The 14,164-nt window shown below is 54.3% G+C and carries 11 protein-coding genes; 10 read left to right on the top strand and 1 reads right to left on the bottom strand.

Annotated features, from left to right (window positions below; all coding sequences use genetic code 11):
• Positions 1-162: 162 nt before the first annotated feature.
• The 5 genes from SH528x_RS19890 (at position 163) to ilvE (ending at position 6,003) form a co-directional block, all read left to right on the top strand.
• The gene (locus SH528x_RS19890; RefSeq protein WP_442505200.1) at positions 163-1,980 is read left to right on the top strand and encodes a phospho-sugar mutase; all 1,818 of its coding nucleotides are present in this window, start codon (positions 163-165) and stop codon (positions 1,978-1,980) included.
• Between the two features lie 386 nt (positions 1,981-2,366).
• The gene (locus tag SH528x_RS19895; RefSeq protein WP_442505201.1) at positions 2,367-3,431 is read left to right on the top strand and encodes an ROK family protein; all 1,065 of its coding nucleotides are present in this window, start codon (positions 2,367-2,369) and stop codon (positions 3,429-3,431) included.
• Between the two features lie 67 nt (positions 3,432-3,498).
• Entirely contained in the window at positions 3,499-3,927 is a 429-nt protein-coding gene (locus SH528x_RS19900; protein ID WP_442505202.1) for a 3-hydroxyacyl-ACP dehydratase FabZ family protein, read from the top strand.
• A gap of 323 nt (positions 3,928-4,250) precedes the next feature.
• Positions 4,251-5,090 carry an enoyl-ACP reductase FabI gene (locus tag SH528x_RS19905; RefSeq protein ID WP_442505203.1) on the top strand — a complete coding sequence of 280 codons (840 nt, stop codon included), beginning with the start codon at positions 4,251-4,253 and terminating at the stop codon, positions 5,088-5,090.
• Positions 5,091-5,142: 52 nt separating this feature from the next.
• Positions 5,143-6,003 carry a branched-chain-amino-acid transaminase gene (ilvE, locus tag SH528x_RS19910; protein WP_442505204.1) on the top strand — a complete coding sequence of 287 codons (861 nt, stop codon included), beginning with the start codon at positions 5,143-5,145 and terminating at the stop codon, positions 6,001-6,003.
• A gap of 32 nt (positions 6,004-6,035) precedes the next feature.
• Here the strand turns inward: ilvE and SH528x_RS19915 are convergent, their stop codons facing one another.
• Positions 6,036-7,106 carry an ABC transporter ATP-binding protein gene (locus tag SH528x_RS19915; RefSeq protein ID WP_442505205.1) on the bottom strand — a complete coding sequence of 357 codons (1,071 nt, stop codon included), beginning with the start codon at positions 7,104-7,106 and terminating at the stop codon, positions 6,036-6,038.
• Between the two features lie 118 nt (positions 7,107-7,224).
• Between SH528x_RS19915 and SH528x_RS19920 the strand changes: the two genes are divergently transcribed.
• The 5 genes from SH528x_RS19920 (at position 7,225) to SH528x_RS19940 (ending at position 13,939) form a co-directional block, all read left to right on the top strand.
• On the top strand, positions 7,225-8,115 hold the full coding sequence (locus SH528x_RS19920) for a cysteine peptidase family C39 domain-containing protein (protein WP_442505206.1): 891 nt from the start codon (positions 7,225-7,227) through the stop codon (positions 8,113-8,115).
• A 473-nt stretch (positions 8,116-8,588) separates the two neighbouring features.
• Positions 8,589-9,152: a peptide-methionine (R)-S-oxide reductase MsrB gene (msrB, locus tag SH528x_RS19925; RefSeq protein WP_442505207.1), complete on the top strand. Its 564-nt coding sequence runs from the start codon at positions 8,589-8,591 to the stop codon at positions 9,150-9,152.
• Positions 9,153-9,470: 318 nt separating this feature from the next.
• Positions 9,471-10,484 carry a hypothetical protein gene (locus SH528x_RS19930; protein ID WP_442505208.1) on the top strand — a complete coding sequence of 338 codons (1,014 nt, stop codon included), beginning with the start codon at positions 9,471-9,473 and terminating at the stop codon, positions 10,482-10,484.
• 303 nt (positions 10,485-10,787) lie between these two features.
• Entirely contained in the window at positions 10,788-11,312 is a 525-nt protein-coding gene (locus tag SH528x_RS19935) for a DUF6580 family putative transport protein (RefSeq protein ID WP_442505209.1), read from the top strand.
• A gap of 491 nt (positions 11,313-11,803) precedes the next feature.
• Positions 11,804-13,939, top strand: coding sequence for a TolC family protein (locus SH528x_RS19940; RefSeq protein ID WP_442505210.1), 2,136 nt, complete (start codon positions 11,804-11,806; stop codon positions 13,937-13,939).
• The last annotated feature ends 225 nt before the right edge of the window (positions 13,940-14,164 follow it).

The following is a 14,164-nucleotide window of genomic DNA, read 5'->3' on the forward strand; positions in this document are numbered from 1 at the left end:
GCGGATCCCGCCGGCATGGTATATGATTGCGATGCCGCATCCGCGGCAGCCCATCGGTGGGCCGGTTCGGGTTTTCAGACGCATAGCTTAACTGCGAACCCGTAACATCGGACATCCTGCCTCTGTTTTTTTGACCACTGATTAACTATTTCGGAGCGATTCGTGCAAGAACTACTATCCGCTGTTGAAACCGCTGCGAGCGAGTCAAAGATTAGCAAGTCGGCTGCAGGCCACATTCGATCATGGCTGACCGAAGACCGGTATGCTCCGTACCGCGACGAAGTTGCTAAACACATCCGTGAAGGCCAGTGGCAGAAGCTGGATGACGTATTCTGGACCATTGTTCCATTCGGTACCGGCGGTCGGCGTGGACGGATGTATCCAATCGGTTCCAACGCGATCAACGATCGAACAATCGGCGAAAGTGCGCAAGGATTAGCGAACTACGTGGTCGATTACGCCAAACGCGAAGGACGCAGTGGTCAATTGTCTTGTGCGATCGCCTATGACACTCGCCACAAATCGCGGCATTTTACCGAGCTATGTGCCGGGATCATGGTCGCTGCGGGATTCAAGGTTTATTTGCTTGACGATTACCGCGCTACACCTCAGTTGTCGTTCGCGGTTCGCTACAAAAACTGTGATTGCGGCATCATGGTGACCGCCAGCCACAACCCGCCGAGCGATAACGCGGTAAAAGTTTATTGGTCAAGCGGAGCTCAGGTGTTGCCGCCGCACGACAAGGCGATCATTGAACAAGTGATGTCATGCCAAGAAATCAATGTTGCCCCGTTTGACAAAGCATTGGCCGATGGACACGTCGAAGTGGTCACCGAAGAAATCGACAAAGCGTTTTTGGAGGCCGCCGCAGCACAAGCTTTCCCCGGACCTCGCGACGCCAAGATCCTGTACTCGCCACTGCATGGTGTCGGTGCCGAAGCGGTAATGCCACTATTGGAACGGGACGGTTTTAAAGAAGTCGAAGTCTACGGGCCACATGAAGAAAAAAGTGGCGACTTTCCCAACGTTCCCGGGCATGTCTCCAACCCGGAAAACAAAGCGGTGTTCGATAAACCCATTGAATACGCGAAGTCAGAAAACTTTGATTTGATCCTGGCGACCGATCCTGATTGCGATCGACTGGGTGTGGCGGCTCCCAAGACGACCGATACCACAGGCGAATGGGGCACCTTCGATGGCAACCAAATCGGGTCGCTGCTAGCCGAATACATCCTCAGCAAGCGTAAGGCCGCCGGAACCTTATCCGCCGACCATTACGTTGTCAAAACACTCGTCACCAGTGAATTGATTCGACGCATCGCGGAAAGTTACGGCGTTCGGTGCGTGGGCGATCTGCTCGTCGGATTCAAATACATTGCCGAAGTCATGGATCGCGAAGGACCAGACGAATTCGTTTTCGGCACCGAAGAATCTCATGGTTACTTGGTGGGACAATACGCACGTGACAAGGATGGTGCGGTCGCTTGTATGTTGATGAGCGAATTGGCAGCGGAATTGAAAGCGGAAAGCAAATCGCTTCACACTCGCTTGGCCGATCTTCATCGCCAACATGGCTACCACAAGGAGGCGTTGATCAACTTGGTGATGGAAGGCAGTGAGGGCATGGCGGCCATGCAGCGTTTAATGAAAGCGTTCCGCGAAGCACCTCCAAAATCGCTCGCAGGCATCGCGGTGAACCAGATCCGCGACTATGGAAGTCAAGTGAAGTTGGATGTCGCAAGCGGCAAGAAATCGCCTCTTTCGGGACCTCAGGGCGATTTGATCATCCTGGACTTGGACGAAGAAGGCAATTACGTCGCGGCGCGTCCGAGCGGTACCGAGCCGAAGATCAAATTGTACGTCTTTACTCGTGTTTCGCCTGCGGAATCGCAAGATTTGGATGCGGCGGGTCAAACGATCGCCAAACGACTCGAAGGCATCGAGAGCGACATGCGAGCGTTTGCAAAACAGAATTGCTAAGCTTGTTGCGGTTCGGTAAACGCAATGACAGGGGTAGCGGAACTCGTCAAGAGTTTCGACCTGCTTGTCTAGTTTTCTGGTTCCGAGGCTCTGCCCAACGCCGTGAACGATTTTCTGGTAGCTACGCTCGCCAGAGCGTGGATTGTTGGCGTCTAATGCGAATCACCACCTTCTGGCGAAGGTAGCTACGAAAGTAATAAAAAGTAATAAGCCGTACGTCCCCCGCGATCCAACGTACTGATCGCAGAGCGATCAGCGACAATCTGGTAAAGCGGGTCGCCCAATAGATCTAATCTTGGGTCTACTTTGGCGGGTCATTCGCTGTTATTCTGATGTTGGGCTCCAATTCTTTTCGCCCAGCGATTGCTATTTCAGGAGGGTGCATTGTGACATTTTTTGTGGGTATCGATGTTGGTGGAACCACGTCAACGGTGGCGATCGGAAACGAGAAACGCGAGATCCTGCGAATCTCGGATCAATTCCGGACGCAGTCCAGTGAGGGGCCAGCGGCGACCGTCGAAGACCTTCACAACGCAGTAATCAGCAACCTGCAGAGTCTCGACGGGACAATCGCTGACGTACAGTCGGTGGTCATTGCGACGCCAGGTCCGGCCACGCTTGATGGCGTGTTGTTGACCACGCCGAATCTGGCTCACCCGGATTGGGTCAACTTTGGGATTCGTGCAAACTTAGAATCTCGTTTGTCAAAATCCGGAGGAAAGACCCCGGTTCGTTATCTAGGTGACGGGCAAGCTGCGGCACTTGGCGAGTACGTCATCCGCACTGACCAGCTTGTGTGGGAGGACGCACCGCCGATCGATCCGGATGATCATCAACCGGACAAGCTCGACTCGTTGTTTTTCATGGCCGTGGGCACCGGACTCGGCGGTGGCGAAGTTTCGCGAGGAAAAGTGGTCCGCGGGCGTGAAGGACGTGCGGGCCATGCAGGGCACATGTTCCTGCCCTACGATTCGTTTCGTTACGACCATGATCGTCAGCTAAAAGTGGGCAACGCTTATAGTTCGGCGGAGTCCGCTGTTTCGCTGACCGCGTTGACACATCAACTCGGTTACCGTTTGTCGTTACCGCAATGGAGCGACCATCCGCTGAACTCACTTGATTGTTCGATCAAGGACAAAGCCAAGCAGCTCCGAGAATTTGCGGCCGCCGGAGATCCCTTGGCAGTCGAGTTGTTCGACGATCAAGCGGCCGCACTCGGCGTTGCGATGTTGATCATCAATTACATTGGCGACTTTGATCTGCTTGTCATCGGTGGCGGCGTTTGCGACTTGTCGGACGAGTTGCGTCGCAGGTATGTCAAACAAGCCGAACAAGCATATTACCGCCACGCACTTGATGGGTTTCGCAACCTTGCGGGACTGTCGTTTTCGCAATGTGGTGACCAGGCGTCCGTAATCGGCGCCCTCGCGGAAGCCTACGAACAATCATAAGCTGAGTTTGCAGAGAATCATTCACCATTACGACGTTGGCAGTTCCACTCCACCTCTACGTTCCCGTATGACTATTGACCAAATCGAAAAGTTGATTCCGCATCGCAAACCGATGCGACTTGTTGACGAAATTGTCTCGATGACCGAAACCGAAATCGTTTGCAAAAAAACGTTCAGCGAAGACGAGTTTTTCGTGCAAGGGCATTTCCCAGGCCACCCGATTGTGCCTGGCGTGATCCAGTGCGAATGCTGTTTGCAAGCCGGCGCGATTCTGCTGGCCCAAATTGCCGAAATGCCCGAAGGGTCGGTGCCAGTCGCAACCCGCTTGGACAATGTGAAATTCAAAAATATGGTGCGCCCAGGCGATACCGTCGAAATTCACGCCAAATTGGAGGATCACGTCAGCAATGCATTTTTCCTGACGGGCAAAATGCTACTTGGCGGGAAAGTCACTGCACGACTAAACTTCGCCTGTACCGTGGCCAATCCCGGATAAGTCGGTCGACCGTAAAATATGTGTCGGTTTTACCGTAGTAGACGTGGCTACACGTCCTGGGGGCAGGATCTTTAGCAAGATCCACTACGACATTAATTTACCGCTGAGCCCTAAGTCGGTTGAAGTGTGGATCGCATACGCATTACCCGGTGCCTTACGGCCCACGACTCACCACTGGATCGACTTTTCGATTAAAACGACAACCCGCCAGCCGCGGGCGCCTGTTAAACAACGTTGACGGGCATCGGCGTCGGCACATCACGACCACGCAATTTCACTTCGATACGCTGATTCGACACACTTTCCCACAATCTGATACTGCTGTGAATTCGACTGAACCAAACGAACCCGTCGCCGACTTTTTGTCTCTTCGTGATAAGACGATTTTGATCATGGGCGTGGCCAACAAAAAAAGCGTCGCGTTCGCCATCGCTAAAGTGCTGCGTGCCGCGGGCGCGAGCGTAATCTACAGCGTGCGAAGTGAATCGCGAAAAGAGAGTCTTGGCAAATTACTAAGTGGTGAGACCGTGTTGGTTTGTGATGTCGAAGATCAAGCTCAGATTGATCAGCTGGCCAATACGCTTACAGCGGACGGGATCACGATTGATGGTTTGGTCCACTCGATCGCGTTTGCCGACTACCCCGAAGGCATTCGCCCGTTCCACGAGACGACGCGTCGCCAATTTCTGCAGGCCGTTGATATCTCGGCCTACTCTCTAATCGCCGTTTGTAATGCGCTTCGCGATCGTTTCGCCAAGCAGGCGTCAGTAGTTACGATCGGGATTAGCACAACACGTATGGCCAGCGAAAGCTACGGATTCATGGCACCGATCAAGGCGGCACTCGAATCGTCATTGGCGTTTTTGACGAAATCATTTAGTCGCTTTAGCGAAGTTCGATTCAATGCGGTCTCAGCCGGTTTGTTGAAGACAAGTGCGTCGGCTGGCATCCCAGGCTACGTTGACTCGTATTTGTACGCTGAAAAAGTCATCCCCCGTGGCCGTGCCATTTCCACGGACGAAGTTGCCAACACGGCCGCGTTCTTACTGAGCCCACGTAGCAGCGGTATCGCGGCCCAATCGATCGTGGTGGATGCCGCGATGGAGATCAACTACTTCGATGCCGAAGTTGTCCGCGCTGTCACGGCCCAGGATATTGATTAGCATTATCGCATTCACCACTCAATTTCATCCATTCCCATAGCCTCTTGTACATATGAATCGCAAAATCTATATCAATGGCCAGTACTTCGACCGCGAAAACGCCAAAATCAGCGTTTTTGACCATGGACTACTTTACGGCGATGGTGTCTTTGAGGGCATGCGAATCTACAGCGGCACTGTGTTTCGCTTGCAGCAACATCTCGAGCGGCTGTGGGAATCGGCTCGCGCGATCGCTTTGACAGTCCCGATGTCGATCGAGCAAATGACGAAAGACGTCAACGCCACCGTCAACGAAAACGGGTTGACCGATGGTTACATTCGGCTGATCGTCACGCGTGGTGCGGGGCCGCTCGGACTCGATCCGTTTCGTTGCAATGATCCGCAAGTAATCATCATCGCCGACAAGATCACGCTGTATCCCGAAAGCCACTACACCGACGGGTTAAAGTTGGTGACGGCATCGACGATCCGCAATCACCCTGCCGCTCTCAGCCCACGCATCAAGTCGCTCAACTACCTGAACAACATCATGGCCAAGATCGAAGGCCTTAATGCAGGTTGCATTGAAGCGGTGATGTTGAACCACAAAGGCGAAGTCGCAGAGTGCACCGGCGACAATATCTTCGTCGTCAAAAACGGCGTCTTGACCACACCACCGATCGATGCGGGCATTCTCGAAGGCATCACTCGCAATGCGGTTCTGGAGCTTGCGATCAAAGCAGGCATCGAAACTCGCCAGGCTCCGATGACACGGCATGACATCTACGTTGCCGACGAATGTTTCTTGACCGGCAGCGCCGCAGAGGTAATCCCTGCTGTCCAGATCGACAACCGCGATATCGGCGATGGAAAGCCCGGACCGATCACGCTTCAGTTAAACGAAGCATTTCGCAAATTGGTACACCAATCCTAGATCGGCAATTTTTTGCTCAATGATTCTCGGCGTTATGCAACGTTGATTCTCTCGCCGGTTTTCTGAAACAGGTGGACATCGCACCGTTTGACACCGAGCATGATCGCGTCGCCCACTTGCACATCGCAATCACGCTCGAGGATAGCGTTGATTGTCGAGTCAGCCAGCTCAAAGCGGGCGTGGCAGCGTCCGCCAAAATCCTGGCGCCAACGGCAAGTCGCTTTCACCGTGATCGCTACGTCCGAGCTATTCTCGGTCGCGATCTTGAAACTTTCCGGTCGGATTGCGACATTGACATCACCCTCGAACTGCAAGACTTGATCGAAAGATGTTGGCGTGCCTAGCGGCGATATCAGCTGCCCGCCGCGAAGTGCCGCAGCAAACACATTGATCGGCGGCGAGCCGAGCGACTCTGCAACCCTGATCGACGAGGGATGGTGATAGATTTCTTCGGGACTGCCGACTTGCACGATTTTTCCCGCATCCATCACCGCGATTCGATCGGCCATTCGCATCGCTTCGTCCCCATCATGCGTCACATGGATCGTGGTACCCGGTACCTCGCCGTGCCAGCGAATCAGGTCTTGTTGGAATTGATAACGGGCCGATCCATCGAGTGCCGACAGCGGTTCGTCCAACAACCGGACTGCCGCCTGCCGCACGGCCGACTTTGCCAGCGCCGCTCGCCGCAATTCCCCGCCACTAAGGTTTTCCGGGCGACGATCCAAAATTGATTCGAGTCCAAGACGATCGGCGGTTCGCGCAATGCGTGCTTCGCTTTCCGCCCTATCGACAATTCCTTTCAACGGATAGGCCAACGATTGACGAATCGATAGGTGCGGGTACAAACCGTCACCCTGGAACATCATCGAAACGTCTCGCTGACGCGGCTTTTTGCCGGTGACGTCTTCACCTCCGAGAACAACACGGCCGCCGTCGGACGACTCGATCCCCGCAATCACTCGCAGGGTCGTCGTCTTGCCACAACCACTTTTTCCGAGCAGCACCAAGTACTCATTCGCCTCAACATCCAAACACAAACCCTCCAAAACCGTCTTGCGACGGTACTGTTTCGAAAGTTCGATTAGTTGAACGGAAGACATCAGGATCGAGCAATTTTGGTGAATATTGTTTTGCAATAATGGGGGCGTCGCGGTGCACTACAATAGATGGCATCCCCCAACGAAACAACAGAGGCAGCGAAACAACGGAGGCAACGTCATGGATTTGATCATCGCCTTGACAATCACCACGGTCGTTGCTGCGTGTCTGATCGTCGCGGTGGCATGGTTGCTTCGCCCAACAACCGTCATTGTGCACGATTCGGAGTCGTCGGTGGCGACACAATCCAACGTGCCGTCAGTTGTCTTGGGCATCGCCGTGCTGGTTTCGTTTGTGCTGCTGTACGTCACGAAGGATCGCATGGGGTGGGCAACGATACTGCCGATGTCATCTGCCATCATCTTTGCGAATTGGACCGTTTTCGCGCTGGCGGTCGCCAGCGGTGCGGCGTACCGATTGCCCAATCGTCCGCTGTGGCGACGTGTTCTTGCCGCTTCCTTGATGGCCGTGTTGGCACTTGCGACCCTGTTTCAACCTGTTTTGCAACCCGTGTTTCGACCGGTGAAGGGAGCAAATCAGTGGGATGCAAACCAAGTTTGTATTCAAACACAGACAAATACATGCAGCGCAGCAGCGGGGGCAACCTTGTTGAGAGCTGTCGGCATCGAAACGACCGAAGCTGAGATGGTCAATCATTGTCTAACGGATGCACGCGGGACACCGTCGCTTGGTTTGTGGCGGGGACTTTCTTTGGCGACGACGTCATCAGGATTCCGCCCCCAGGTGTTGCAAACGGACGTCGAAAGCCTGTTGACGAAAGGACCCTGGCCCGCTGCGTTGGTGGTCGGATTGCCTCGATATGGAGCGGATCCCATCTACGTCAAACGGTATGGCTGGGATCCTGGCTTCCGCCATTCGATCGTTTTGTTCGGTCGCAAAGACGATCGGTTACTTGATGTCGGCGATCCCTCCATCGGCCGCGAAACTTGGAGTGACGACGACCTCCGCGTGCTGTGGCGAGGCGAAGGAGTGACGTTGGTTCCTCGCTAGAAAAGCCTGAACAATCCTTCGTCATCGCAAGTGTCGAATCAACTTGGCCACTTAATCATTTGAGTTCGGCGGGCAATCAAAAGTTCCATTCCCCGAAACCGAGGGGGGAGTCGCACTGAGGCAAACCGACGCGGCGCCGCCGAACGCTGTGAAGCATTTCTTGTAGCGGAACTCGTCAAGAGTTTCGGGGGCATACATCATGGAAACGAAAGTATTGACGACTTCCGCTACGCTAAATTAGCACAAACTCTACAAGAAAAAATGCTTCACAGCGTTTGGTACGGCCCAGCTGAGTCTGTTATTTCACGGCCAATTGGCCCTGATTATCAGGGGCGTCTTCTTGCGAGGGGGGGCTGGCCCTGTACTGCTGCTCATCGGTCCCGCCCGGCAATTTGCCGAAACAAAGCTTGCCATTGCCCCGGGTGGATGATGATAATAGATGTTGTCACCACGAATTTCCCGGAGTCCCGCCAATGACACCCCGCCTAACCCTTCTGCCATTTCTCGCCCTATTTCTCTGCGGAACGATGATTTCGACGCTTCCTGCGGATGAGACAAAAGTCTCGGCAGACAATGACGCAAAAATTGGTTCCACCAGTGAAGCCGAGCCGGTCTATACACCCAAGAGCAAATCGGAGTTGCGTCGCTCGCTGAACCGAATGCAATACGATGTGACTCAGAACGAGGCTACCGAGCCCGCCTTCCGCAACAAGTATTGGGACAACAAAAAAGAGGGCACCTACCGCTGTGTCGTCTGTGAACAAGAGTTGTTCGACAGCGAAACCAAGTTCAAATCGGGAACTGGTTGGCCTAGCTTCTACCAACCCAAATCCGAGAAGGTCGTTGGATTTCGAAACGATTGGCGATTGATCTACACGCGAGTCGAGGTGCACTGCTCGCGATGTGGCGCCCATCTCGGGCACGTTTTTGATGACGGCCCAGAACCGACAGGCAAGCGTTATTGCATGAACAGTGCCTCGCTTGACTTTGTCGAAGCGTCCAAGCAGGCGGCTGACAAAGACGCAAAGAAAGATTAGCGGTTGCCATCAACCGATCTTTTTTGCCCTAGTGCTTTTGAGGTAGCGGAACTCGCGCGCGAGTTTCGAATCGGCGGGTAAATACAACGAAAGTCTTGACGACTTCCGCTACCACCAACCCCAATTCTTAGCTGCAACGCAGCCCCAGGTTCCGCTCATTCGCATCGTACCGGTTATGCCGGGCTCGAGTGGTGCGACTGTTGTTTTAGCGTCTAGCGGTCGAATCCATACAACTGGACCTCCTGCTTTTCCGCGGAGGATTCAGAACGAGGCCAAAACGGACTGGCCCGTCCACGATTCAGCCGAGGGAGCTAGCCGATGCAGTCAAGAAACACAAAGCGGAAATTCTTTATTAAAAGCCTAATGTCGGGCGTGATATTGACTTGTTCCACCGCCTTGGCCGATCAACCCGATTCAGTCCAAGTCGCTGAACTCGATGGTTTTCCGGTCTTCGAGCAAACAGATAGCGATGACTTTGTGGCCTGGACCGATGAGATATTCGGCAGCGGTATTTTGGATGCAAAGCAGAACGTCGCCCAAAAGAGCGATGCTCAGAAAATCCAAGAACACGCGGCAGTTCAGCTTGGTGCGTTGCCTTCTTATTTTGGAGAGCAAACTCGCATTGCTCAGAAATCCGACGGCGTAGTGGTGTCGAGCGAGATCGACACCGCACGACAAACGCCCGCCACCGTTGTCAAAACGCCCGCCAAAATTAAACGTGTCGAAAGCTACGCGTTGAATGTCGATCCAATCGATAATTCCAACCGAATTGCTCAACGGCCAAATGACACTAGTGCAAAAAGCTCGGCAGGCCGCAACAGCCTGATGGACGGCGATATCTCGTATCGCACCCCCGAAGTGGTCGGCGGACGGCTTGAGTTGCCTTCGATTGCGGCCGCAAGTACTTCGATCGAAAATATCGGCAATGGGCGTATTCCCGCGGGTTTCCGCTCGGATGAGGGATCGCCGATTATGGCATTACCTGAACAAGGTATTGAGCGTGATCCGTCCTGGAGTTGGACGACCAAGGCTTGGGATGCACCGAATACGTTCTCGCATCCGCTGTACTTCGAAGATCGTATGCTGGAACGGCATGGTCACGAACGCTGCCCCCACTTGACCCCGATGATCGCGGGAATGCGGTTTTTCACGACGGTACCGATGCTGCCCTACCTCGCCACAATCGACCACCCCTGCGATTGCGACTACACACTCGGGTACTACCGCAGTGGTTCATGTGCACCTGCTTACTTGCAGCGTCCACCGTACGAACGACGTGCCGTGGTAGCCGAAGCCGCCGCCGTGACCGGCGTCATCGTTGCCTTCCCATAGTACCGTTGAATTTTCTTGCCGACGTATTTCTTAGCTGAAATCGAAGGGCCAGGCCTCTGAGGTGTATCAACACCGTAGAAGTCTGGCCCTTTTGCGTTGGGGCCTTTTTTGCGTTTGCCCCCCCAGATTTGACGGCAACGGGGCGTTTTGGTCGACGCACGAACCGCGTCGATTGCGTGCCACCTGCCCTGCTTGCCTTTCCCACCCCGCTTCCCGTTTCCCCTCTGGCGATTTCGCAGCAAAGCGTTTAAAACAAAGCAACAACACACTGCCCTTTTTACCAAATGCTCTTGGACTCGCCCGATGTTTTACCTGATGATTTTGGCTGTTGCCGCGAGCCGCTTTCTGCCGCATCCCCCCAATGTTGCCTGTGTCGCCGCTTTAGGCTTGTTTGCGGGTAGCTATCTGTCCGGCCGGCGAGCCTATTTGGTGCCTTTGGCCGTGATGGGATTGAGCGATGGAGTGGGCCATCTCGCAGGAATCCCGGGACTTGGCTTCTACAATCCTGTCTCGATGGTGTTCGTTTATCTAGGCATCGCGGCGTCGGTTCCCATTGGTCGTGCGTTGACCAAAGCTGGCGGAACCAGCCGACTGTGGAAAGTCCCTACGGCATCGCTTACCGCATCAACTGTCTTTTTCGTGCTCAGCAATCTGGGATTGGTTCTAGCGGGTTGGTACCCACTGTCGATCGCCGGATTCGCCGCCTGTTACATCAACGCGATTCCGTTCTTTGGTTTCACCGTTGCGGGCGATTTATGCTTCACCGTCGTTATGTTCGGTGCCTGGGAACTTTCCCGATCGCGTTCGAGCGTCCCCGCGATGGCCTAATCCCTGGGCTCTGGCTGTTGACGCCGGCGTTTTGCACGCTCGAGCGGCGGAAAACTACTGTCGCGGTTGAATATTAGGGTAGTGGAGCTTGCTAAAGCTCCCTGTGTCTTGGGTGTACGAGGATCTTTAGCAAGATCCACTACCGGCAACCCGATATTTCATGTCTGACGCAGTATTAGGTCATTTCACCCGCTCGCGTCCGTCTGCTGAGCGGAGGTCAAATCTCGCGTAAATGCGATGGTATTTGGCGCCTCCCCGCACGACCCGATCTTTCGGGGGTGCCGTAGGCGTTTCGCTAACCGGCAAAGTCCAACACGACTTTTCTGGCTGTGCGGATTCCTCTCTATTTGCAGGCTCAATTCGTAGCCCGATCATTCCAGATGTTTCGGCAATCCGGTCGATATCGCTAGTACCGCCAATAATCTTTCGCACGATCGCTTGTGTTGTACGGGTGACGAAAGAGAGTGCGGCGTACTCAAGTGAATCTGGCCATGCGACGCAACCGAGACATCCATTTAGCTACGCAGGCTCCGGCATCCTCGCTTTGCCGAGCCAGCGATCGTCTGAAAACCTCGTGGCGTAAATCTCGTCGAGCTGCCCTGCTTGCAATGCTGCTCGGAGCCACCTCGATCACCAGCGTTGGCTGTGGTGTGTTCGACCGGATCAAGGACGGTCCCCATGATACGAAAACGTCGTATCACGATGACTTCGCGATGCGGATCGAGTACCCGGAAGTCCAACAATGTGCCACGGCGCCGTCGGAAGCTGCCCAGCAAGCGACCGAACCTCTGGCTCTCGAAGATCCGTCGCAAATTCCAGCATTAGAGCTGACACTCGAGCAAGCGATTCAGTTAGCGGTCCAGCAGAGCCCCGTGCTACGATCAATCGGCGGCACCTTGGTGACCAACCCCCAAGGCGTCAGCACGACATTTGATCCCGCGTTGGCACACGCTAATCCACTGACCGGGACCGAAGCGGCTCTCTCGGCCTTTGATGCTCAGTTCTCGCAGCAACTGTTTTGGAGCAACGCCGACCAGCCACAGAACATTTTGGCCGGTTCCTTGAATGCACAGTTCACCCCGAGGGCATTGCAAGAAGACTACGGAACGTACATAGCCGAATTGTCGAAACAGACCGCGCAAGGTGCGAGTTTTGCATTGCGTCACAACGTCAATTACACCGACAGCAACCGGCCTAACCGTGCATTCCGTAGTGAGTTTGCTGGCTTTCTCGAAGCCGAATATCGTCAACCTTTGATGCAAGGCTCGGGAACAATGTTTAACCGCATTGCCGGTCCCAATTCGGGAATCGGGCAGTACAACGGTGTCCTGATTGCACGCGTCAACGAAGATGTCGCATTGGCCGATTTTGAAACCGCAGTGATCAGTTTGGTTGCCGATGTCGAGCAAGCTTACTGGGATTTGTCGGTCGGTTATCGCGTGCTCGAAGCCAACGTCAAAGGACGTGACGCGGCATTACAAACGTTCCAGTACCAACAAGTCCGTCTCGAAGCGGGTGCGGGACGAAGCGACGAAGAAGCCCAAGCTCAATCGCAGTACTACCAGTTCCGTGCTCAAGTCGAGGCAGCACTCGGCGGTCCCGAGGGTTTGTACACACGTGAGCAACGCCTGCGTTATCTGATCGGAATGCCCGCCAGTGACGGACGTTTGCTAAAACCAACCACCACCCCGACCGACGTCCGCGTCGTGTTCGACTGGGATAGTGCACTCGGACAAGCACTGACCCGTCGTGTCGAGGTTCGACGTCAACGATTCAATCTGAAACGGCGTGAGATGGAATTGACCGCCGCACGTCTGAATCGACGTCCTCGTCTGGATTTCCTCGGCAAATACCGTTTCCGTGGACTTGGCGATCATTTGATCGGTGACAGCGACAAGGAAGCGTTCGATAACCTTTACGGCAATATCACAAGCGGCAATTACCAAGAATGGCAAGCGGGCGTGGAAATGAATCTCCCCGTGGGCTTGCGTGCCGCCAGTGCGGCGGTGGCCCATGCAAACCTAAACTTGCGTCGTGAACGTGCGGTGCTCGCGGAAACCGAACTGCGAGTCAGTCACGATCTCTCCGACTCGGCCCGTCAAATCATGTTGACGCACCAGTTGTTGGAAACCAACTACAACCGCTACCTCGCTGACCAACGACAAGTGGATGTCCTGCGTCGCCGTTACCGCGACGGGACGGACAACATCAACTTCCTGTTGCAAGCCCAACGGCAAGTGGTGACGTCCGAGGCTGAGTTCTATACTTCGCTGACCAACTACAACCTTGCCATCCGAGACTTCCATCGTCAAAAAGGCTCTTTGCTGGCTTACAACCAAGTACAACTTTCCGAAGGCCAATGGGCACCAGGAGCCTACCAGGATGCGTACGAAACCGGTCGTCACTTGACTCCACGTCGCAACCCAAGCGATGTGCAGATGCCGTCGCCATTGACCACTGGCGAGTTCGATCCTTCGGCTCCACAAATGCAGTCGTTCATGACCGCACCGGCTTCGGACACCATGCTTGAATCGTCACCACAACAAAATGGTTCACCCGAACCTGCGGCACCCACTCGGGACGACGAAGCGTTAAAGGGCGAAGACGTGGTTAACGTCACCTTTTAGGCTTAGGCAATCTTAACGGCGTCAAATTCAACCAAAATTTGATTGAAAACGAACAGCACAGGCGATGGAAACATCGTTTGTGCTGTTTTCGTTCCCACCCGCTTGCGCAATGTTTCACAAGCCGAATTGCGGTAATAGTTTGACTTTAAGCCTCGCCACGCGTTAGGTTGGAATCAAACCCCCGCCTCAATCCCGTCGACGGGATTGTCTCTTTTCTAATTAACA

It is taken from the genome of Novipirellula methanifontis, from assembly GCF_052161655.1.
Lineage (GTDB): Bacteria > Planctomycetota > Planctomycetia > Pirellulales > Pirellulaceae > Novipirellula.

Bases quoted from the DNA above. Each gene is read 5' to 3' on its own strand.
- SH528x_RS19900 (WP_442505202.1), top strand. From the start codon at position 3,499: ATGACTATTGACCAAATCGAAAAGTTGATTCCGCATCGCAAACCGATG.
- ilvE (WP_442505204.1), top strand. From the start codon at position 5,143: ATGAATCGCAAAATCTATATCAATGGCCAGTACTTCGACCGCGAAAAC.
- SH528x_RS19915 (WP_442505205.1), bottom strand. From the start codon at position 7,106: ATGTCTTCCGTTCAACTAATCGAACTTTCGAAACAGTACCGTCGCAAG.
- SH528x_RS19920 (WP_442505206.1), top strand. From the start codon at position 7,225: ATGGATTTGATCATCGCCTTGACAATCACCACGGTCGTTGCTGCGTGT.
- msrB (WP_442505207.1), top strand. From the start codon at position 8,589: ATGACACCCCGCCTAACCCTTCTGCCATTTCTCGCCCTATTTCTCTGC.
- SH528x_RS19930 (WP_442505208.1), top strand. From the start codon at position 9,471: ATGCAGTCAAGAAACACAAAGCGGAAATTCTTTATTAAAAGCCTAATG.
- SH528x_RS19935 (WP_442505209.1), top strand. From the start codon at position 10,788: ATGTTTTACCTGATGATTTTGGCTGTTGCCGCGAGCCGCTTTCTGCCG.
- SH528x_RS19940 (WP_442505210.1), top strand. From the start codon at position 11,804: ATGCGACGCAACCGAGACATCCATTTAGCTACGCAGGCTCCGGCATCC.